At 71.4% G+C, this 21,322-nt stretch carries 17 protein-coding genes; 13 read left to right on the top strand and 4 right to left on the bottom strand.

Annotated features, from left to right (window positions below; all coding sequences use genetic code 11):
- Positions 1-83 precede the first annotated feature (83 nt).
- The 4 genes from ABZ441_RS15655 to ABZ441_RS15640 all read left to right on the top strand — a co-directional run bounded on the left by ABZ441_RS15655 (position 84) and on the right by ABZ441_RS15640 (position 8,562).
- Positions 84-2,996, top strand: coding sequence for a protein kinase (locus ABZ441_RS15655; RefSeq protein WP_358973601.1), 2,913 nt, complete (start codon positions 84-86; stop codon positions 2,994-2,996).
- A gap of 117 nt (positions 2,997-3,113) precedes the next feature.
- Positions 3,114-4,820 (top strand): serine/threonine-protein kinase, encoded by a 1,707-nt coding sequence (locus ABZ441_RS15650; protein ID WP_358973365.1) that lies wholly within the window; start codon positions 3,114-3,116, stop codon positions 4,818-4,820.
- A 228-nt stretch (positions 4,821-5,048) separates the two neighbouring features.
- Positions 5,049-6,686: a succinic semialdehyde dehydrogenase gene (locus ABZ441_RS15645; protein ID WP_358973361.1), complete on the top strand. Its 1,638-nt coding sequence runs from the start codon at positions 5,049-5,051 to the stop codon at positions 6,684-6,686.
- A 46-nt stretch (positions 6,687-6,732) separates the two neighbouring features.
- Positions 6,733-8,562, top strand: coding sequence for a GMC family oxidoreductase (locus ABZ441_RS15640; RefSeq protein ID WP_358973358.1), 1,830 nt, complete (start codon positions 6,733-6,735; stop codon positions 8,560-8,562).
- Positions 8,563-8,632: 70 nt separating this feature from the next.
- Here ABZ441_RS15640 and ABZ441_RS15635 read toward each other — a convergent pair whose 3' ends face one another.
- Positions 8,633-9,649: an LAETG motif-containing sortase-dependent surface protein gene (locus ABZ441_RS15635; RefSeq protein ID WP_358973355.1), complete on the bottom strand. Its 1,017-nt coding sequence runs from the start codon at positions 9,647-9,649 to the stop codon at positions 8,633-8,635.
- A 791-nt stretch (positions 9,650-10,440) separates the two neighbouring features.
- Positions 10,441-10,743: a chorismate mutase gene (locus ABZ441_RS15630; protein ID WP_358973352.1), complete on the bottom strand. Its 303-nt coding sequence runs from the start codon at positions 10,741-10,743 to the stop codon at positions 10,441-10,443.
- A gap of 313 nt (positions 10,744-11,056) precedes the next feature.
- Here ABZ441_RS15630 and guaA point away from each other — a divergent pair, with 313 nt between their 5' ends.
- From guaA to ABZ441_RS15585, 9 genes are all read left to right on the top strand, one after another.
- On the top strand, positions 11,057-12,643 hold the full coding sequence (guaA, locus tag ABZ441_RS15625; RefSeq protein WP_358973348.1) for a glutamine-hydrolyzing GMP synthase: 1,587 nt from the start codon (positions 11,057-11,059) through the stop codon (positions 12,641-12,643).
- Between the two features lie 243 nt (positions 12,644-12,886).
- Positions 12,887-13,642: a class I SAM-dependent methyltransferase gene (locus tag ABZ441_RS15620; RefSeq protein WP_358973345.1), complete on the top strand. Its 756-nt coding sequence runs from the start codon at positions 12,887-12,889 to the stop codon at positions 13,640-13,642.
- A 128-nt stretch (positions 13,643-13,770) separates the two neighbouring features.
- Positions 13,771-15,039, top strand: a complete 1,269-nt coding sequence (locus ABZ441_RS15615) for a hypothetical protein (RefSeq protein ID WP_358973342.1) — start codon at positions 13,771-13,773, stop codon at positions 15,037-15,039.
- 75 nt (positions 15,040-15,114) lie between these two features.
- Positions 15,115-15,624, top strand: a complete 510-nt coding sequence (locus ABZ441_RS15610; protein ID WP_358973339.1) for a DoxX family protein — start codon at positions 15,115-15,117, stop codon at positions 15,622-15,624.
- A gap of 168 nt (positions 15,625-15,792) precedes the next feature.
- Positions 15,793-16,227 (top strand): hypothetical protein, encoded by a 435-nt coding sequence (locus ABZ441_RS15605; protein ID WP_358973336.1) that lies wholly within the window; start codon positions 15,793-15,795, stop codon positions 16,225-16,227.
- A 50-nt stretch (positions 16,228-16,277) separates the two neighbouring features.
- Positions 16,278-16,733 carry a hypothetical protein gene (locus ABZ441_RS15600; protein ID WP_358973333.1) on the top strand — a complete coding sequence of 152 codons (456 nt, stop codon included), beginning with the start codon at positions 16,278-16,280 and terminating at the stop codon, positions 16,731-16,733.
- A gap of 7 nt (positions 16,734-16,740) precedes the next feature.
- Complete coding sequence (locus tag ABZ441_RS15595) at positions 16,741-18,450, top strand: hypothetical protein (RefSeq protein WP_358973330.1); 1,710 nt, start codon at positions 16,741-16,743, stop codon at positions 18,448-18,450.
- Positions 18,451-18,473: 23 nt separating this feature from the next.
- On the top strand, positions 18,474-19,094 hold the full coding sequence (locus tag ABZ441_RS15590) for a hypothetical protein (RefSeq protein ID WP_358973326.1): 621 nt from the start codon (positions 18,474-18,476) through the stop codon (positions 19,092-19,094).
- Positions 19,095-19,100: 6 nt separating this feature from the next.
- Positions 19,101-19,703: a hypothetical protein gene (locus tag ABZ441_RS15585; protein ID WP_358973323.1), complete on the top strand. Its 603-nt coding sequence runs from the start codon at positions 19,101-19,103 to the stop codon at positions 19,701-19,703.
- A 20-nt stretch (positions 19,704-19,723) separates the two neighbouring features.
- On the opposite strand, the gene ABZ441_RS15580 is transcribed toward ABZ441_RS15585, so the two are convergent.
- Both ABZ441_RS15580 and ABZ441_RS15575 read right to left on the bottom strand, forming a co-directional pair.
- A complete protein-coding gene (locus ABZ441_RS15580) occupies positions 19,724-19,972 on the bottom strand; it encodes a hypothetical protein (RefSeq protein ID WP_358973320.1) in 249 nt (82 codons plus the stop codon).
- Positions 19,959-21,290, bottom strand: coding sequence for a PspC domain-containing protein (locus tag ABZ441_RS15575; protein WP_358973317.1), 1,332 nt, complete (start codon positions 21,288-21,290; stop codon positions 19,959-19,961). Before ABZ441_RS15575 ends, ABZ441_RS15580 begins: the two co-directional genes overlap by 14 nt.
- Positions 21,291-21,322 lie beyond the last annotated feature (32 nt).

Below are 21,322 nucleotides of genomic sequence, written 5' to 3'. Positions count from 1 at the left end.
GGGTCAATTGCACAGCAAGTGAACGCAATTGACGGAATGATGCGGCCTCGGTGACCGGGGACAGCGCGCTCTGGGGAGGCGTCGTGGACGACTACGCGGGTCGGGTGCTTGCCGACCGCTATCGCCTTCCGCTGCCTCCGTCCGATGCGTACGAACTGGCGGAGACCCGGGCCTTCGACACGTACAGCGGGCAGGAAGTCCTGGTCCGGCAGGTCCCGCTGCCGGAGGTGGTGGACGCCGAGGTACTCGACGCCGAGGGACTGCCCTCGGCCGGGCGCGCCACCGGGCGTACGGTGCGGCGTCCCACCGACCCCGCGGTCCGGCGGGCGATCGAGGCGGCGCAGGCGGCGGCGCAGGTGCCCGACCATCCGCGCCTGGACCAGGTCTTCGACGTGTTCGCCGAGGCGGGATCACTCTGGATAGTGAGCGAGCTGGTCGCCGCCCGGCCGCTTGCCGCACTTCTCGCGGAGCGGCCCCTCAACCCCTACCGGGCCGCCGAGATCGGCTCCGACGTGCTCACGGCGCTGCGGGTGCTGCACGCGCACGGCTGGACGCACCGCAACATCACGGTCCGCACGGTGCTGGTCTGCGACGACGGCCGCGTGGTGCTCACGGGACTCGCGGCCGGCGCGGCCGAGGAGGCGCTGTGCGGATACGTCCCGGTGCCGCGGCCCGACGACGAGGAGGACGCCTACGGTCCTCCGGCGGTCGAATCGGGCCCCACCGGCCCCTACGAGCCGCCGGCGGTCGAGCCCGGTGCGTACGAGCCGCTCACGGCCCAGCCCGGTCCCTCGGGCCCGTACGCACCCCGGGCCGTGGAGTCCGGCGTGTACGAGCCCCCGGTGTCGTACGAGTTGGACGCCGCTCCCGCCGGGGCCGACCCTCTCTCCGCTCCGGAGTCCCTGCCCGTCCCCCGGGTGGCCACCGACGGTGGGCCGGACTCCGGCGCCCGTGCCGAGATCGAGGTCGCGCCTCCGGCGTCCCCGGCACCCCCTGCCCTGCCCGGGGCGCAGCCCGGGGCAGGAAGCGCGGCGCAGTTGCGTGCCGCCCGCGCCGGGGCCATCGCGGCGTACCGGGCCGGGGCCCGCGCCGCGGCGGCCCGCGCCGACGAGGACCGGAACCACGAGGACCGGAATCGTGAGGACCACGTTCCCGAGGGCGGTCCCGACGCGGACGAGCGGGACGCGCGGGATGTTTCGGACGAGCTGGACCAGCACGACGTGCGGGACGAGCGGGAGGGGCTGGGCGAACGCGCCACGACGGCAGCCGTCCCCGGACGGCCGCAGCTGACCGGCGCCTGGGGCCGGGCGGCCGACGACCCCTACCCGTATGACGACGAGGACGACGAGGACGACGACGAGGACCCTGGCGCTCCCAGGCCACCCCGGCGTGTGCACCTCGCCGGCACCTGGGGCGACGGGCCCGGCGCCGGCCGGCCGGTGCCCGCGGGTGGTTCCGGAGGGCGCGGCGGTTCCGGCGAGGACGCCCTGCGCGCCGACTCCCGGCGCCTCGGCAGCGGGCCCGCCGAGCACAAGGACCGGCTGCCGCAGCCTGTGGCCGCCCGAGCGGCCGCCGGAGGCTGGGACGAGGTCGTCGCCGAAAGGGGCACCACCCCCGCCTACCGGGGCCCGGCGACGCCCCTCGCCGCCGAGCGCGCCCGCCAGGCCCGTATCGCCGTGGTCGGCGCGGTCACCGAGCGGTGGGCGCCCGAGCAGGCCGGGCCGGTCCACGACAACTGGCAGCTCGCCCCGCCCATCGGCCCCTCCACCGACCTGTGGGCACTCGGCGCACTGCTCTACCGCGCGGTGCAGGGCCACGCCCCCTATCCGGAGGAGAACGCCGCCGAGCTCGTCCAGATGGTCTGCGGTGAGCCGCCGGCCTTCGCGGAGGAGTGCGGCCCGCTGCGGCCCGTCGTCGAATCGCTGTTGCGTCAGGACCCCACCGAGCGGCCCGACTTCGAGGAACTGCGGGGCTGGCTGCGTTCCCTCGTGCGCTCGGCCCCCGAGCCGGAGGCCGGCGCCGACATCGTCACGATGCCGCCCGTGGACGCCACCCGCCTCCCGGTCGTGCGCCGCCGGGGCGAGCTGGTGCGCCGCCGCTGGGGTCGTGGCGGCGCGGCTCACGGCCGGCACCGTCAGGGGAAGGCCTCGCGCCCCGAGAGGCATCAGCCGTACGAGCGGCAGCAGACGCACGGGAGTGCGCCGGCCTACGAGAAGCCGCCCCGCGCTCCCCGGGCCCCCCGCGAACCCAAGGGCCCCAAGGTGCTGCGCGATCCGCAGCCCGGAGGCCGGACACCGCGGCGGCTCGGACGGCTGCTGCTGGTGCTGATCCTGCTCGCGATGGCGGCCGCCGTCGCCTACGCCATGCTGTTCATGCCCGGGCAGGGGAGCGGTGCGGGGGCGGGGGCGGCGCCCTCGGGCTCCGCCGCACCCGTGGACCCGGACCCCGGCAGCAGTCCGCGTTCCCGCCCGCCGCAGTCCGCGGGGCCGTCGGGCTCCTCCGGCGCGGAGAAGCCGCAGACCAGCCGCTCCGCAGCCGACCTCGCCCCGGGCTACAAGCTGCGCAAGGACGCCGAAGGCTTCGAGATCGGTGTGCCGGAGGACTGGCAGCGCAGTCCGGCCAACGCCGACCGTCAGGTCCGTTACGGCAGCGACGGGTTCAGCGTGCTCATCGTGCCCGGCCGGGACACCGTCAAGGCCAACGGCAGTGACCCGCTGGACTATCAGCGGACGGCGGAACCCGAGCTTCAGCCCTTCCGGGAGTCCAGCTGGGCCACCTCCACCGGGCTGCGACGCGTCGACGTCGGAGGACAGGCCACGGCAGAGGGGCAGTTCACCTGGCAGGAGAGCGGCGGCCGTCAGGTGTACGTGCGTAACCAGGTCAAGATCGTGGACGGCAGGTACCACATCGTCCAGGTCATGGGCCCGGAGAACGAGCGGGACGAGGTCTCCGACATCTACGAGCAGGCCATCTCCTCGTACCGCTTCGGTTCCTGACGGCGCGTCGGCGGAGCGCGACAAGCATCACAGTGCGGTCTCGTGAGCGATGCGAGGTTCCGTGGCACCGCTTCCCGTCCGTAACCTGTCGTTCCAAGGAACGGGGCGAGGACACACGTGGAACATGCACAGGGAACGGGCGCGGGAATCGTACTGGCCGGGCGTTACCGCCTGGGTGACGTCCTCGGCCGCGGTGGCATGGGCAAGGTGTGGCGTGCTCAGGACGAGGTGCTGCACCGGACGGTCGCCGTCAAGGAGTTGACGGCCGGACTGTACGTGGCCGAGGCGGACCGGGCCGTGCTGCACGCCCGCACGCAGAAGGAGGCGCGCGCCGCGGCACGGATCACGCATCCGGGAGTCGTCACCGTGCACGACGTCATCGAGTACGACGACCGCCCCTGGATCGTCATGCAGTACGTCGACGGCCCCTCGCTCGCCGACGCGACGAAGGAGTCGGGCGAGGTCGAGCCGCGCGAGGCGGCCAGGATCGGGCTCCATGTGCTGAGCGCTTTGCGGGCCGCCCACGGTGCCGGCGTCCTGCACCGGGACGTCAAGCCGGGCAACGTCCTGCTCGCCCGGGACGGACAGGTCCTGCTGACCGATTTCGGGATCGCCGCCATCGAGGGTGACTCCACCATCACCAGGACCGGTGAACTGGTGGGCTCCATCGACTATCTGGCACCCGAGCGGGTGCGTGGTGGTGACCCGGGCCCCGCGTCCGACCTCTGGTCGCTGGGCGCCACGCTGTACACGGCGGTCGAGGGGATTTCGCCCTTCCGCCGGACCTCTCCCATCTCCACCATGCAGGCCGTCGTCACGGAGGAGCCGCCCCCGCCGGTGCACGGCGGCGCGTTGGCTCCCGTGATCACCGCGCTGCTGCGCAAGGACCCCGCGAACCGTCCGACGGCCGAGGAGACGGAGCGCATGCTCCTGGACGCGATGGAAGGGCGCAGGCCCCGCGCCGCGCAGGCACACGTGCCGACGCAGCGGGTCTCCGAGGACGATCTGCGCGCCTACCACTCCGCAGCGGACGGCTCCACCGCTCGGCTCCCGCAGCCTCAGTCCCGGCCGCAGTCCCCGCCGCCCGTGCTCCCGCACGCTTCGGCGCCCACCACCCGGCGCAGCGGTGGCCGGTGGCGCACCGTCCTGCTGGTCGTCGCGGTGGCCGCCCTGATCGGCGGGGCGGCGGGCCTGGTCGCGATGAACGCGACGGGCGACGGCACGGACACGGGCGGTGGCGCGTCAGGCCCGGTCTCCTCCGCCTCCGGCGACCAGGCCGACGGCGTCAGGAAGAAGACCGACGGCTCCACGGAGAAGGACGACGGCTCCACGGAGAAGGCCGACGAGCCCGCCTCGGAGAAGGTCCCCGCCGGCTGGAAGCGGGTCACCGCACCCGAGGGCTTCAGCCTTGCCGTACCCGAGGGCTGGGAGCGGCTGACGGGTGGCGGCCAGATCGACTACACGCCGGACAACGGTGCGCACCGCCTCCGTATCAGCCTCGATCCGCAGCCGGACTTCGACAACTCGTACGCGCACATGCAGAGCATCGAGAACGATCTGTCCGTGCGCCTGCCGGACTACGAGCGCCTGACGCTGGAGGAGATCGTCTTCCGCGACCGCCCCGGTTCCCGCTGGGAGTTCACCTGGGTCGAGTCCAAGGACCACCCCGGCCCGCGCCACGGCATCGACCAGATGTACTTCGCCGAGCCGGGGGGACCGGAGTACGCGCTCTACATGACCGGGCCCGAGGAGGACCAGGCCGAGACCCGGGCGATCTTCGAGACGATGCTGCGGAGCTGGGAACCGCCGGAGCGGACGGACTGAGTCCGCACGGCTGGACGTGTGATCCCCGTAGCGGCGGCCGAGCGGCTGAAGATTCACCATTCCCCGTACCCGATCCCGCCAGCCGTGGCGGATCGCCCCTGATCAGCGGTTATGCAGCCAGTGATCACTGGCTGCATGGCCGGGCGTTGCAGGAGTCCCGGGCGGGGTCTGTGAAAACCTGTTACCCACGGGTACCCAAAGTGGGCGCGTGGACATACTCTCGCCCTCATGACGGACTCGCAGGCCTCCACGACCACCTCCGCCGCCTCCGGCACCCGCGTCGGCACCAATCCGGTGGCCGCCGCCCCGGCGGGCGCGCGCACCGCCGCCGACGTGGTCACACCCGAGGTGATCGCCCAGCTCACCCGTGACGTCGTCGGTTCCGGCCGCACGGCCAACCACAGCCCCTTCACCGGGGAGAAGCTGGCGGACCTGCCCGAGTCCACGCCCGAGGACGTCGAGGCGGCCTTCGACCGCGCCCGCGCGGCCCAGCCCGCGTGGGCCGCCACGCCGGTCCGGGCCAGGGCCGCCGTGCTGCTCCGCTTCCACGACCTGGTCCTGCAGCGCCAGTCCGAGGTCCTCGACCTCATCCAGTTGGAGACCGGCAAGGCGCGGCTGCACGCCCACGAGGAGGTGCAGGCCGTCGCCGTCGCCGCCCGGCACTACGGGCGCAAGGCCGCCTCCTATCTCAAGCCGAAGCGCCACACCGGGGTCGTCCCGGCGCTCACGAAGGTCACCGAACTGCGCCAGCCGCGCGGGGTCGTCGGCCAGATCGCCCCCTGGAACTACCCGCTCGAACTCTCCGTCGGCGACGCGCTGCCCGCCTTCGTCTCCGGCAACGCCGTCGTGATGAAGCCCGACACGGAGACCGCGCTGACCGCGCTGTGGGCCCGTGACCTCCTGATCGAGGCCGGCCTGCCCGCCGAGGTCTTCCAGGTCGTCCTGGGCGAGGGACCCGTCGTCGGCCCCGCGGTCGTCAGCCGCGCCGACTACGTCTCCTTCACCGGCTCCACCCGTACGGGACGTGAGGTCGCCCAGGGCGCCGCGGCACGGCTCGTCGGCGTGTCCCTCGAACTCGGCGGCAAGAACGCCATGCTCGTCCTGGAGGACGCCGACGTGGAGAAGGCCGCCGCGGGTGCCGTCCGCGCCTGCTTCTCCTCCGCGGGACAGCTCTGCATCTCCATCGAGCGGCTGTACGTCCACGAGTCGGTCGCCGACGACTTCGTCGAGCGCTTCGCCGCCCGTACCAGGGCCATGAGGCTCGGCAACTCCCTCGCGTACGGCGCGGACATGGGCTCCCTCGTCGGTGAGCGGCAGCTGGAGACCGTCAGCCGGCACGTGGCCGAAGCCGTCGAGAAGGGCGCGACCCTGGTCGCGGGTGGCGTCGCACGCCCCGACATCGGCCCGCTCTTCTACGAACCGACGATCCTCGACGGTGTCGAGGCGCCCATGGCGGTGTGCGGCGAGGAGACCTTCGGGCCGGTCGTCTCCGTCTACCGCTTCAGTGACGACGACGAGGCCGTCGACCTCGCCAACGCCACCCCGTACGGCCTCAACTCCAGTGTCTGGACGAAGAACGCCGGGCGCGGCCACCGCGTCGCCGCGCGGCTGCGGTCCGGCACGGTCAACATCAACGAGGGGTACGCACCCGCGTACGGCAGCGTCCAGTCACCCATGGGCGGCATGAAGGACTCCGGTCTCGGCCGGCGGCACGGCTCCGAGGGCATCCTGAAGTACACCGAGGCCCAGACGGTCGCACAGCAGCGGCTGTTGCCCCTCGCGCCGGCCTTCGGCATGGACGACGAGAAGTACGCCGCGTTCATGAGCCGCAGTCTCAAGGCGATGAAGGCCTTCCGGCTGCGCTGACCACCTCAGCGACCCCCTACCCGCCCTTTCCGTACCGAGGAGAGCCATGTCCCAGGACAGCCATGCCCAGAACCAGGCCGGCCCGGCGGCGGCCGACGACGCGTACGACTACGACGTGCTCGTCGTCGGCTCGGGCTTCGGCGGCGCGGTCTCGGCCCTGAGACTGAGCGAGAAGGGGTACCGGGTCGGTGTCCTGGAGGCGGGCCGCCGCTTCACGCGCGCGACACTGCCCAAGAGCTCCTGGGACATCAGGAACTACCTGTGGGCCCCGGCGCTCGGCCTGTTCGGCATCCAGCGTGTGCATCTGCTGGGCAAGGTGATGGTGCTGGCCGGCGCGGGCGTCGGCGGCGGCTCCCTCAACTACGCCAACACGCTGTACGTGCCGCCCGCGCCGTTCTTCGAGGACCGCCAGTGGGCCGGCATCACCGACTGGAAGGCCGAGCTGGCGCCGTACTACGACCAGGCGAAGCGGATGCTGGGGGTGCGGCTCAACCCGACCGTGACCCCGGCGGACGTCCACCTCAAGGCCGTGGCGGAGACCATGGGCGTCGGCGACACCTTCCATCTCGCCCCCGTCGGCGTCTTCTTCGGTGACGGCCGGGACGCCGACGGCACGACACGCACGAAGCCCGGCGGGGAGGCGGCAGACCCCTACTTCGGCGGCGCGGGCCCCGCCCGCAAGGCCTGCTCCGAGTGCGGCGAATGCATGACGGGCTGCCGGCACGGCGCGAAGAACACCCTCAACGAGAACTACCTGTACCTCGCGGAGAAGGCCGGCGCCGTCATCCATCCCATGACGTCCGTCGTCGCGGTGACGGAGGGCCCGGACGGCGGATACCGGGTGTCCACCGTGCCCACGAACCGGCGCCGCAAGGCGGCGCCGACCGTGCTGCGGGCCCGCGAGGTGGTCATCGCCGCGGGCACGTACGGCACCCAGACCCTGCTGCACACGATGAAGGACGAAGGGCTGCTGCCCCGGCTCTCCTCCCGGCTCGGTGAGCTGACCCGCACCAACTCCGAGGGCCTGGTGGGCGCACAGACCAGCGACCGCCGCTACCGCAAGAAGCACGGCACCGCCAAGGCCGACTTCACCCGGGGTGTCGCCATCACCTCGTCGATCCACCCCGACGACAACACCCACATCGAGCCGGTGCGTTACGGCAAGGGCTCCAACGCGATGGGCGCACTGACCATCCTCCAGGTGCCCTACAGCACCCACCGGGTGCTGGGATGGTTCGGCAACGTGGCCAAGCACCCCTTGCTCATGATGCGCTCGCTGTCCAACCGGCGCTGGTCGGAGCGGACCATCATCGGTCTCGTCATGCAGTCACTGGACAACTCGCTGACCGCGTACCGGAAGCCCGGCGGCGTCGGCAAGGGCCTGCTCACCGCCCGGCAGGGCCACGGGGCGCCCAACCCGACCCAGATCGCCGAGGCCACCCAGGGCGCGACGCTGCTCGCCCAGGAGATCAACGGCTTCGCCGGATCGAACGTCGGGGAGCTGATGGGCACCCCGCTCACCGCGCACTTCCTCGGTGGCTGCCCGATCGGGGCGAGTCCGGAGGAAGGCGTCATCGACCCGTACCACCGGCTGTACGGGCACCCCGGCATCTCCGTGGTCGACGGGTCCGCGGTGTCCGCCAACCTCGGGGTCAACCCGTCGCTGACCATCACCGCGCAGGCGGAGCGGGCGATGTCCTTCTGGCCCAACAAGGGCCAGGCAGACCCGCGCCCGGCGCAGGACGCGGCCTACGAACGGCTCGCAGCGGTCGAGCCGCAGGCCCCTGCCGTGCCCAAGGAGGCCTTCGGCGCGCTGAAGCTGCCGTTCCTGGGGATCCCGGTGGTGCCCCCGAAGACGGCCGCCGAGGAGGCGTGAACACGGGAACGCCAAGGGGCTGCACCCCCCTCCGAGTGCAGCCCCTTCACGTACCTCCCGGTGACGCGCCCTACGCGGCGGCGTCACCGTTCTTGCGGCGCCGCACGATGAACATCGCGCCGGCACCCAGCACCACGGCAGCGCCGCCCGCGAGGGCGATCACCGGAGTGCTGGAGGACGAACCCGTCTCGGCGAGGCTGCCGGTCACCTTGGCGGTGTCGGCGGCCGGCTTCTTGCCGGGGACGGGGACCTTGCCACCCTCCTGGGGCTTCGCGCCGTCGTCGCCACCGGCGTCGACGATCTGGAACTTGTAGGCCACGTCCTGGAAGCACGGGGCGGTCTCGACGTCCTCGCCGAAGACGAGCCCGCCGCCGAGGCTGAAGCCGGCGCCCACCGGGGCACTCGCCGCCACCTTGAGGCGCAGGTCGATGTCGACCTCGTAGCCGGGCTTGATCTGGTCGGTCTCACCGACGTAGCCGGACGAGGTGCCGAAGTCCTCCACGTCCTCCCACGTGCCGTCAGCCTCGTTGAGGGCCTGGAGCTGGACCTGCTTGGTGGTGAAGAGCTGCGCGCCGGCCGCGTCGGCGGCGGCGCCCGCGAAGAACGCCACGTTCTTCACGGTCTTGTCCGAGTCGTTGTAGATGTTGAAGGTGAACCGGTCCCAGCCGCTGCCCCGGACGATCTTGCCGGAGAGGCCGTTGATGGCGAGTTCCAGCGGGCGCGGCTTGCACTCGCCGAGCTCCTCGCCCTCGTCCTCGCCCTCCTCCTCGGTCTCCGAAGCGGTGGGCGTCGGCGTCGCGGACGGCGTCTCCGACTCGGTTTCGGTGGGGGCCGGGGAGGTGGTCTCCGGCGTGGTGCCCTCGGTCGACTCCGTGGCCTCCGGCGTCGCGGACGGCGAAGCTGACTCGGTGTTCTCGGACGTCGGCGTGGCGGACGGCGTCTCGCTCGGCGTCTCGGTGGTCGAGGGCGAGGCCGTCTCGGTCGTCGTGTCCTCGGTCTCCGCGAACGCGGCCGGAGCCGAGAGCAGGACGACCGGGCCTATGACGGCGGTGGCGGCAGCGAGTGCCAGGGTGCGGCGGAGCTTCATCTGGGGCCTCAGCGGGTCCGTGTACCGCGCGGGTTGCGGTACGCCTGAAAGGGGTGAACGGGCCTGCCGTTGTGGGGTACGGAACGAGCCGTGGTGTTCGCCATGCATGACCTGTGAAGTGCGGAAACGGTTGTATCCGGCCTCACGGGATCTTTATGTGGCGCTGGCCACACCCTCGGGCCGCACCCGGTCCACGCCTCTGCCCGGCGGGACTCCACGTACCGCCGCGCCGGCGGAACCGCGCCGATTCACAGCAGCACCACCGGCACCGGCGGTGACACCCCGGACACACACCCGGTGCGCGGGACAGTGCGCGGAGAAGCACGGGAGACGCGTCCACCCCGGGCTGCGCCGCCGGCACGGACGGTGCGGGTCCACCCGCTCCGGGGCGACGGCGACAGGAGGCTTCCTCGCGTCCGCGGGGGCGGTCGCGGGCATGGCCGGCGCCGCGCCTGGCGGGGGCCGAGGGCCGTCGTCATGACGCCCGAGTGGCGGCCGGTCCCGGGCGTCCCCGGGGCCGGCCGCACACGGGTGACCGGGAAGCTGTCCCCTGCCGACCGGTCACACACGCCGGGCCGTGGTCCCACGACGTACCTGCGGTACGTCACACGTTCCGGCAGAGCCACGCGTGGATTCCCACCGTTGCCGCCCCTGGCTGGCGCGGACACCGGGACCAACGAAGCCGTCCGGGACCCGGTCACGCGCCGTACGGGTGAGACCGGGCCCGAACGCGGGTGCGGCCGTACCACCCGGCCGCTCCCCGTACGTCACACCCGGCCGCTTCCCGTACCTCACACCCGGCCGCGGCACAGCTCCAGCAGCGTCATGGCGAGGGCCGTGCCCGGCTTCCCCAGGGCGTCGCTGTAGTGGCTGAGGACGTCCATCTCGCGGGAGAGGTTCACCCGGCGCCCCCCGGACGTGATCCTCGCCTCCTGGATGACCGCCGAGACGGCCATCCGTTCCTGGACGAGGCCGATGATCCGGTCGTCCAGCGCGTCGATGCGCGTCCGGGCGCCCCCGATCAGGGACGCGGCCTCGTCGGTGTGGGCGCCGGTCCGCTCGGCGGCCGTCCTGGTGGGTGCGGTGCTGGTCATCTGTGACTCCCGGTGGGCTGAGGCCCCCGGAGCGACAGGCCCGGAATGCCAGAACGCCCCGGGCCTGTGAGCCCGGGGCGCCTGGAGAAGTTGCTTGTCAGTTGCTCAAGCAGCACGACCATGGCAGCCGGCGGGCCGGGTGCCATAGGTAAAGACGAAGATCGTGTGCTGACGCATGGGGCAAGTATGGACCCCGCCGCGGGCCGGGTCCACGCAGGGCCCGGATGGTGAGACGGGAGCCCGGCAGGGCGATGTTCCACGGCCGGTAGAATTGGGAGGACCGACCCCTCTCCACCGCCGGAAGGCCGCCCCAGTGCCAGCAGCACCCCCCGCCGCCCCCGACACCGCGACCGACGTCGTCCTGGTTGTCGACTTCGGCGCCCAGTACGCCCAGCTCATCGCCCGCCGTGTCCGTGAGGCCCGGGTCTACAGCGAGATCGTCCCGTCCACCATGCCGGTGGCCGAGATGCTGGCCAGGAACCCCCGGGCGATCATCCTGTCCGGCGGCCCCTCCTCGGTGTACGCGGAGGGCGCGCCCAGCATCGACCGCGCGCTGTTCGAGGCCGGTGTCCCGGTGTTCGGCATGTGCTACGGCTTCCAGCTGATGGCCACCACCCTCGGCGGCACGGTCGACGACAACGGCGCCCGCGAGTACGGCCGCACCTCACTCGCCGTCTCCAAGGCAGGCTCCACCCTCTTCGAGGGCACGCCCACCGAGCAGCCGGTATGGATGTCGCACGGCGACGCCTGCTCCGCCGCCCCCGAGGGCTTCACCGTGACCGCGTCCACGGACGTCGTCCCGGTCGCCGCCTTCGAGAACGACGAGAAGAAGCTCTACGGCGTCCAGTACCACCCGGAGGTCATGCACTCGACCTTCGGCCAGCAGGTCCTGGAGCACTTCCTCTACCGCGGCGCGGGCATCGAGCCGACCTGGACGACCAGCAACGTCGTCGAGGAGCAGATCGCCCTGATCCGCGAGCAGGTCGGCGACAAGCGCGCCATCTGCGGCCTCTCCGGCGGCGTGGACTCCGCGGTCGCCGCGGCCCTCGTGCAGAAGGCCATCGGCTCCCAGCTCACCTGCGTGTACGTCGACCACGGTCTGATGCGCAAGGGCGAGACCGAGCAGGTCGAGAAGGACTTCGTCGCCGCCACCGGCGCGAAGCTGAAGGTCGTCGACGCGGAGAAGCGCTTCCTCGACGCCCTGGCCGGTGTGTCCGACCCGGAGCAGAAGCGGAAGATCATCGGCCGCGAGTTCATCCGCGTCTTCGAGCAGGCCCAGCTGGAGATCCTCCAGGAGGACGGCCCCGAGGTCGCCTTCCTCGTCCAGGGCACCCTCTACCCGGACGTCGTCGAGTCCGGCGGTGGCACCGGCACCGCCAACATCAAGTCCCACCACAACGTGGGCGGCCTCCCCGACGACATCGAGTTCCAGCTCGTCGAGCCGCTGCGCCAGTTGTTCAAGGACGAGGTGCGGATGGTCGGACAGGAGCTCGGTCTGCCTGAGGAGATCGTCCAGCGGCAGCCCTTCCCCGGCCCCGGCCTCGGGATCCGCATCGTCGGTGACGTCACCAAGGAGCGACTCGACCTGCTGCGCGAGGCCGACGCCATCGCCCGTGAGGAGCTGACCGCCGCCGGCCTGGACCGCGACATCTGGCAGTGCCCCGTGGTTCTGCTCGCGGACGTCCGCAGCGTCGGCGTCCAGGGCGACGGCCGCACCTACGGCCACCCGATCGTGCTGCGCCCGGTCTCCTCCGAGGACGCCATGACGGCCGACTGGTCGCGTCTGCCGTACGAGACGCTGGCGAAGATCTCGACCCGCATCACCAACGAGGTCGCCGAGGTCAACCGTGTGGTGCTCGACGTGACGAGCAAGCCGCCGGGGACCATCGAGTGGGAGTGATCCCCGCCTCCTGAGGTCAATGCCGTTGCCGTCGCCCGTTCGTCCGGGCGGCGGCATCGCTGTATCCGGTGGTCACGCCGGCCGAGGAGACGAGACTCAGCCCCGTGGGGGCCGTCATGAGTGCCGCACCCGACGACGAACCGGCCGAGCACCACCACCACCCGTGCCCCCGGCCGAGGCCGACGACGACGGTGCGGTAAAACGCGTGGCCCGTCGCGGAGCTGCCGTGCCAGGCTGAGGCGCATGTCCGCCGAAGAAGTCCGCGCCCTCATGTCCGCCCCGGGCAACGACCACCTCACCTGGAACACCCCGCTCTCCGAGGAGCACGCCGCCCGGTTGATCGCCGCCTGTGCCCCGGCCCCCGGTGCCCGGATCGCCGACTTCGGCAGCGGCTGGGGTGAGCTGCTGATGCGTCTGGTCGAGGCGGCGCCCGGAGCCACCGGGGACGGCATCGAGACCGACCCGGACGCCGTCGTGCGAGGCGTGCGGCTGTCGGAGGAGCGAGGACTCGGAGACCGGGTGCGGTTCCACGAGGTGCCAGCCGCCGGGTATCCGGGCGACGGCTACGACCTGGCCGTGTCCATCGGCGCCGCACACGCCTGGCCCGGCGGGATTCCGGAAGCACTCGGAGCACTCCGGGCGGCCGTTCGGCCCGGAGGCCGGGTGCTGTTCGCGGACGGATTCTGGGAGCGCGAGCCCTCGCCGGCCGCGCTGGAGGGGCTGGGCGCGGAGTCCGGCGACTTCGGCTCGCTCCTGGGGCTGATCCGGCAGGCGGAGGCCGCGGGGCTCAGGCCGCTCCAGGTGACCGTCGCCGATCAGCGCGAGTGGGACCTCTTCGAGTCCGCCGCCAACATCGGGCGCGGCGAGCGCTGGGCCCTGGCCAACCCCGGGCACCGGCTGCACGCCGGGGTGACCGAGGCCGTCGACGCCCGCCGCAGCGGCTACTACGGCGGGTACCGGGGGACGCTGGGCCTCGCCTACCTCGTCCTCAGCGCCTGAGAATCGAACATTCCCACGACATGCGCCCCCGGCCCGCCCCGATGCGGGACGAGCCGGTCCCGTACGGCACAATTCGCAGAAATAAACAGTGAGTTGGCTCCACAGGTTGGGAAAGGGCGGCGTTCTCCGTGGCGTTGGACGAGGCGAGGGCGAAAAGTGCGCACGGCGGTGGCTGTACGTGCGGCGACTGCCCGCACGGAGCACGCGAAGGTCACCGGCGGGCCGTGGCGGCCTTCCTCACCAAACGGGACGAACTCGCCGCCGGACAGGGCCTCCCCGGCGGAGTCTCCCAGTCCGTCTCCGCGTCCCGGCAGTGGGTGTCGGACGAACTGACCGAGTCGGCCCGCACTGTCGCGGAACGCAGCCGTGAGGCCGGTGACGCCTGGCTCCACACCCTCTGGACGCGCACCTGCGTAGTCGTCTGGGGTGGGGTGGCCCTGCTGGTCATCGGTGAGGCCGTCACCGCGATCGGGGCCGGCTGGTCCACGGCCCGCACCGCGGGCTTGATCGCCGCATGCGTCACCGCGGGCCTGCTGACCGGCGCCGCCCGGGTCCACCGGTCCCGCGGCGGCCTGCTCGCCCCGCTGATCGGCGAGGACAACCGGCTCTCCACCTCGCGCACCGTCGCCGCCTCCTGGGTGCTGCTCGCCGTCTTCGCCGTGCTCGTCCTCGCGCTGCAACTGGCGGGGGCGTCCGACCACGCAGACCGTGACGCCCTGATCGAGGGGCTGGACCTGGTCCGCTCGGCCGGTGTGCTGACCGTGCTCGCGCTGGTGTGCGCCGTCGCCGTCGTCGTACGCCGCGTGGTGACCGTGCGGGTACTGGGCCAGCGACTGCAGAAGCTCCGCGCCGACCGGCCGCGGGCCGCCGACCTGCTGACCGACGACTCCGGGCGCGGCAGTTTCACCGATGTGCAGTACGTGCTGGTCAGCGCCGTAGCCGTGCTGTTCGCCGCGGTCCGTCTGGCCCGCCGTCCGGAGCAGCTGCCGGATCTGCCGTGGGGCCTGGCCGTCCTGGTCGCCGTCTCGGCGGCGACGTACTTCGCCGGCAAGTACGCGGAGGGTGGCCGGCCGGTCATCCTGTCGGTCGTGCGGGCCAGGGAGGCCGGGGACCTCGACGCGCCGATCCGTACCGGTGACGACATCGAGATCCGCGGCGCGGGGTTCGTCCCGCCCGGCGCCGGCAGCCCGGACCGGCTGGCCCGGGTGGTCGTCAGGATCGGGCGGGTACACGTGCACGTCCCCCTGATCCCGGTCACCGGAGGCTTCGCCAACCCGGCGGACACCGTGCTCACCGTGCCCGTCCCGGTCGAGGTCGAACCCGGCGCTGTGGAGGTGCAGGTCGTCACGGCTGCGGGTGTGGAGACGAACGCCTGCCTCATCGACGTCACGGACTGACCCGCATACCTGGTGAGCGGCACCGGACCGGCGTACGTATGGTCTTTCGAAGGGCCAACGGAAGGCGGAGCGGTGATGCGCGGTTACAGGGGCGGTTCCTACGGGCTGGACGAGCCGAGAAGTCTCAGGGACCGGGCGGGGGAGTACGCGCTGTTGCCCCTGCGGATCTTTCTCGGCGTCACGTTCGTCTACGCCGGGCTCGACAAACTGACCGACAGCGCGTTCCTGTCGGCGAGCGGGGCCGGTTCCATCGGCGAGATGATGAACGCCGTACGCGACAGCGCGGCGGTCCCCGGCCTCGTCGACCTGGCACTCAAGAGCCCCGAGGGCTTCGGCTACGCCATCGCGATCGGCGAACTCCTCGTCGGCCTCGGCACCCTCGCCGGCCTGTGGGCACGGCTCGCGGCGCTCGGCGGGGCACTGATCTCGCTGAGCCTGTGGCTGACCGTGAGCTGGCAGAGCACGCCGTACTACTACGGCAACGATCTGGTCTACCTCATGGCCTGGCTGCCACTGCTGCTCGCGGGAGCTCCCTACTGGTCGCTGGACGCCTTGCGGGGAGGCCGACACCGCGTGCGGCTGTGAGGCGGTGAAACGTCGGCAAGGCGGCTCAGGCCGCGTCCGGGCCGGCTCCGTTCTGTGAAATCCTGCACCCTTCCCCGTCCAGTGTGTTCACCATGCACGTAGCTTGTTAGCGTGAGGGAAGCGGCGGCGTCCATCAGGGCTGCCGGCGTACGGGGAAGGGGCCGGAGCATGGCGTGGGACGAGTGGGAACAGCTCAAGCGTGACGCCGCGGAGCGGAGCTCCGTGGGCATGCGGCTCAACCAGATACCCGCTGACGGCGGCGGAGGCGGCGGTGCGTCCAACGGTGACCTGGTCGTGCACGACGACCAGCTGGGCAAGCTGGGCAATACGGCCTACGAGCTGCGCCAGCAGTTCAGCACGGACAGCGACTTCGCCCGACCCAGCACGTTCACCGCGTCGATCGACCTCTTCAACGACGGTCTCGACATGGGGTCCGCGCTGACCGAGCTGCACGACGCGTGGAACACCCAGACCGCCACCTTGAAGGAGGCGTGCGCGCACATCTCGAACCATTTCGACTTCACGCGCGCACAGCACTCGAAGGACGAGGTCCACATCAGGACCGAGATGTCGGTGTCGAAGATCGACGACTACATCAAGTAACGCTCGCGAATCGACAACTGACCGAGATCTACGGGGGCTGGGCAAGCGTTATGGCGGCAGAGACGATGACGGCGCAGGAGCTCACCGACCTGCGACTGGGCACGCTGGACACCGCGGTGTCCGACTGGGAGAAGATGCACGGCAAGCTGGACACCCTGGCCACCGGGGTCGGGGGCGGTGTGAGCGCCCAGAGGCTCCGGACGCAGGCGGATGCCGCCGACTGGAAGGGCGCCAACGCCACCGTCTCCAAGGAGTTCGTCACCAAGATCGCCGTCGAGTTCCAGGACGTGGCCGGCCAGGCGAAGAGCGTGCTCGGAATCCTGCGTGACGCCAGTGCCGCCTTCAAGAAGCACAAGACGGATCTGCGGACGGTCGTCGACGACGTCGCCAAGCGCAACATCTACATCAACGCCAAGGGCGGGGCGGTCGCCTCCGTACCCCTCGGGCGCGGCAGCCGGCAACGGCGACATCCACACGCCGACCGACGAGGAACTCGCCGTCGCTGAGCGCCGGGTGAAGCGGGTGCTCTGGGAGGCGAGCGAGACCGACCGCATCGCCGCACGGGCCCTGCGCGCACTCGCGAAGAACAAGCACGACTTCTCCGGTGACGGTCCTGGTGGGCTCAAGGAGGCCGACGACCGTCAGGGCAGGGCGGACGCCGACTACTGGGCGAAGAAGGCGCAGGAGAGCAACCCCGGGGAGTGGAGCGACGCGGACGTCGTCCGGTTCAACGAGACGCTCAAGAACCAGCGGGACAACCCGGGCTTCAGCGAGCGGTTCGCCACGACCCTCGGAGGCGAGGGAACACTCCAGTTCTGGAGGGACATGGCGGCCCCGCCCGGTGGCGCGGTCGAGGGCGACCGGGCCAAGACACTCGCCGAGGTCCAGGACAACCTGAGCATGACGCTGGCCACCGCGACCCAGAGCGAGAGTCCCGCCATGGACACCTGGAAGCGGGACGTCATCGCGGCGGGCGACAAGCCGTTCCCCATCCAGGGGCTGCCGATGGGACCCAACGGTTACCAGGTCATGAGCAGCCTGATGGACAAGGGCAAGTTCGACGACGAGTTCCTGAACGACTACGGCGACAGTCTGCTGAAGTACGAGCGCGAGTACCCCGGAGACCCGGAAGTCGCCTGGCGCGACACGGCCAACCTCAACTACCCGCCCACGGACGAGCCCAACGACCCGTTCGCCGGCTTCATGGAGGGTCTCGGGCACAATCCCGAGGCGTCGCTGGAGTTCTTCAACGACTCGACGACCGCGGACGGCAAGGAGATGGACAACTGGGACTACCTGGTGGCCAAGGGCGACGACGCCCGCGAATGGCCGTTGGGCGAGGACGACAAGGCGCTCGGGCACGACGCCCTGGGGCACGCCCTCGAATCGGCGACCATCGGTGTGCCGTACGACTCGGACGCGACACCGCCGAAGCACTCGGCCGGCAGCGCGGAGCTTGTCAACCGGATCGTGGCGGAGTACGGCGAGAACCACGACCGTCTCAAGGACTCCCCGCTGACCGACAGTCTGGGGAACATCACGGCCGAGTACATGCGTGACGTCCAGAGCGGGATCAACAGGAACCGCGACCTCGAGACCTACGGCAGCGATGCCAACCTGGAGGACCTGGCGCCGGGGCGGTTGAAGGACTTCCTTGGAGGGGTGGGCAAGGACCCTGATGCCTACGGTGCGATTATCAACGCACAGCAGGCGGTCACCACCGAGCTCATCAACGAGGGATACCACGACAAGGCGAAGTACACCGATTTCTCGGCAGAACTCGAGAACCGCATCAGCTCCGGTGCCGAGATCGCGGGAATCATGGCGGAGTCCCGTACCCAGGCCGTCTACGACGACAAGATCGCTGCGGACGCGGAATTCAACGAGAGCCTGGCGACCACGGACAAGTGGGCGGACCGGGCCATCGACATGGGACTGTCCAGGTTCCCCGTTGCGGGAGATGCCGCCGGAATGATTATCGGGGACATCAAGGAAGCGGTCGTGGACCATTACACCCGTGACTCCAGCGACGAGGCAGGGCAGGACCGCAGTGACTTCCTGGAGGGCCAGCGGGCCAGGTCCGGGGACGCTGTGTACGACGCCACGTACCAGGCGGCCATCGCGGCCGGGGTGGACGAGGAGAACGCCAGCAGCCAGGCCGACACCGCAGCCCGTCAGGTCAAGGAGGGCTATGCCTTGGGCCGCCAACGGGCCGGAAGCTGAGAAGGCTGTTGCAGGATGACGCGATGGGAACGCCGTTGATCGGTAACAAGCGTAAGAAGACCGTGCTCGGCGCTCTAGGCGTTCTCGTGGCCGCCGGAGCGGGTGTGGCCCTGTTCCTGCCCGGCCAGGAGCCGGCGCTCTCCATACCCGGCCGGGTGTGTGCGGAAGCTGTGCCCAGCGCACACGTCAAGCCCTTGCTGCCGGAGAGGGGCGAGGCTTTCGAGGAGGGCTCGGTCTTCTTCACGGCAGGCACGGCGGGGGGCCTGGGGAAGTGCGACCTGTCAGGCGGCGGCAGGGATGTCGAAATCAGGTACAGCAGAATCCAGGATCCCGAGTTCACAGAGGAGACGGTGGAACGCAAGGCCGCGAGGCCTGGCTATACGCCGATCTCACTCGGGGCGGCCGAAGGATTCGTCGGTAGCAACAACAGGGCATCGCTGTTCGTCGACTGTCCGTACTCCAAGGGGCGCAAGGATCTTCTGGAGGCCTCGGTCGGCGTCGGTGGTCTACCTGAGACAGAGGACAGTGCCAGGCAGGCCGAGATCTCCGCGCTGACGGCCGACGTCGCCCGCGCGGTAGCCCGCGACGTGGTCGGCTGCGAGGGTGCTGCCGGCCTGCCCGACAGCACGCCGAAAATCGGCTGAGCGGTCGTGCGTCATCGACTTGTCGTGCCCGTGGGCGCGGCCGCCGTGGTCCTGATCGGGCTCGGTGCCTGGGCCCTGTGGGCGTCGCAGGAGCCAGCGATCGCGGTCCCGGACCGCGTCTGTGCCGACGCGCTGCCCGGCGGACCGGTGCGGGGCCTGCTGCCCGGGCACGGGGAGGGCTTCGACGAGGACCTGTTCGGTTCCTCCTCGGCTACCTCTGTGTCGACACCCTGGAAGTGCACGCTGAGCGCCGGCGGGCAGTCGGTCCAGCTCTCCGAATTCCTCATCCTGAGCGAAGACGACTACAGCTCCCAGGACATCGTCCGGGACGCCGCCAAGTCCGGGAACATTCCACTCTCCTGGGGAGCGCAGAAGGGTTTCATCGAGGGGAACACGGTCTCCCTCTATGTCGGCTGCGAGAGCGCGGAAGGCCGCCCGGTCCTGCTGGAGACGCACACCGGCATCAGCGAGGGGAGAACCAGGCTGAAGGACCGGTCCGTCCAGGAAGCGGTCACGGCCCTGGCAGCGGACTTCACCCGCTTCACGAGCGCCCGCGTGGACCACTGCAAGCCGGTCGAGCTCCCGGACAGCGCACCGAAGATCGGCTGATCCGGTCCACCCGTGGGTGGTCAGGACACTCTGGTGGAACCAGGCGCAGACGCCTCCGCCGACGCCTTCCTCGCCTGGCGCCGCCGTCGCACCCGGTAGCTCACCCAGGTCACCGTGGCAGCCAGCCACAGTCCGCCGAGGAACACGGGGGCGAAGAACGTCCACGGGGCGTTCCAGGCTCCCGCCGCGTCCGCCGCGTAGCCGGCCGCCAGGGTGAGCATGACGAGGCCCGCCACCGCGCGGCCGGGCCGGATCTCATGACGCAGCACGGGTGACCTCCAGCTGTCCGATGCCGATTCCCATGCCCAGCTCCACCGTTCCGGCGGGCTTGCTGTTCCTGGGCGGTTCGATGGTCCGCCGGGTGTGCCGGTCGGGGGCGATGTCCACGTCCTTGCGCAGGTCCGTGGGGAACTGGATGTCGCCGAGACCCGCTTCGGCGTCCACCTTCACCGTCACGCCCTCCGGTACGACGACGAGTGCGCGGCCGGCCGCGACCTCGACACGCGTGCGCAGGGTCTTGCCCTCCGGGACGGTGATCCGGGAGAGGTCGAGCTTCGCGACCCCGGTGCCCAGCTTGTACTGCGGCTGGACCGTGGCCACCGATGCGGGGCGCCACTCCTTACGGACCCAGTGCGTGCCGATGTCCTCCGGGAGGGCCGAGGCCCCGGCCAGCAGTCCTGCGGTGATCATGGCCAGCAGGACTGTGCCGAAGCCGGTCCTGCCGAGCACGGAGGCGATCAGCAGGCCGAGGCCGAACACCCCCAGGGCGCCGGCGAGTCCGATCTGCAGGCTGGTTCCCAGCGGATGGGTCTCCCAGCTCAGACCGGTGCCGAGACCGCCCGCGATCAGGGCGAGGAGGAGGACGAGGCCGCCGATCGGCCGGGGGCCCCGCGTGCCCGGTGCGCGGTGGGGCGGACGGAACGGGGCGTCCGCGGTCGTCCCGCGCCCGCGGGGTCGCGCCGCCTCCGGCACCGCGTCCGCCGGGCCCCACAGATAGCCGGTCCCCGCCGGTCCGGTCGTGCCGTCCTTGACGATCGGATCCCGCCACCAGGACGGTCTGCCCGGCGTGGGTGGCGCCTTCACCTCGGGCGGCGCCCCGTGCCCGGCGTGAGCGGCGTTCTTCGGGGGGTGCGCCGCCATGCCCGGCGCGTCCTCGGGCGGGATCGTCCTGCGGTGCTGCGTCCAGACCGAGAAGCCGATCACGCTCAGCGACAGCATCGCGGCGAAGGCGAGCATCCCGCCGTTGTGCAGCATCGACAGCAGCAGCCCGCAGCCCACCAGGGCCAGGAGCAGGGCGATCAGGGAGGCACCCTCGACCCGGCCCGAGAGCAGCCGCCGCGCCTCGTTCTCGTCCTCGCCCTCCAAGGGGAGCAGCAGCCATGCGAAGCCGTAGAAGATCAGGCCGATGCCGCCCGTCACCGCGAGGACGCCGAGCACGATCCTGAAGATCACCGGGTCCACGTCGCAGTACCGGCCGAGCCCGCCGCACACCCCGGCCACCACTTTCCGCCGCGGGCTGCGCTGCAGCCGCGGTGCCGGCTCGGGGGGCGGAGTGACGCCCGGGGAAGCGTCCTGGGGAACGGTCATGGCTCCATGGTGACGGTCCGTACGTCCTCGTG

Origin of the sequence: Streptomyces sp. NPDC005752 (assembly GCF_040630715.1) — a bacterium.
Lineage (GTDB): Bacteria > Actinomycetota > Actinomycetes > Streptomycetales > Streptomycetaceae > Streptomyces.
This window is presented reverse-complemented; position numbering and strand designations above follow the sequence as displayed.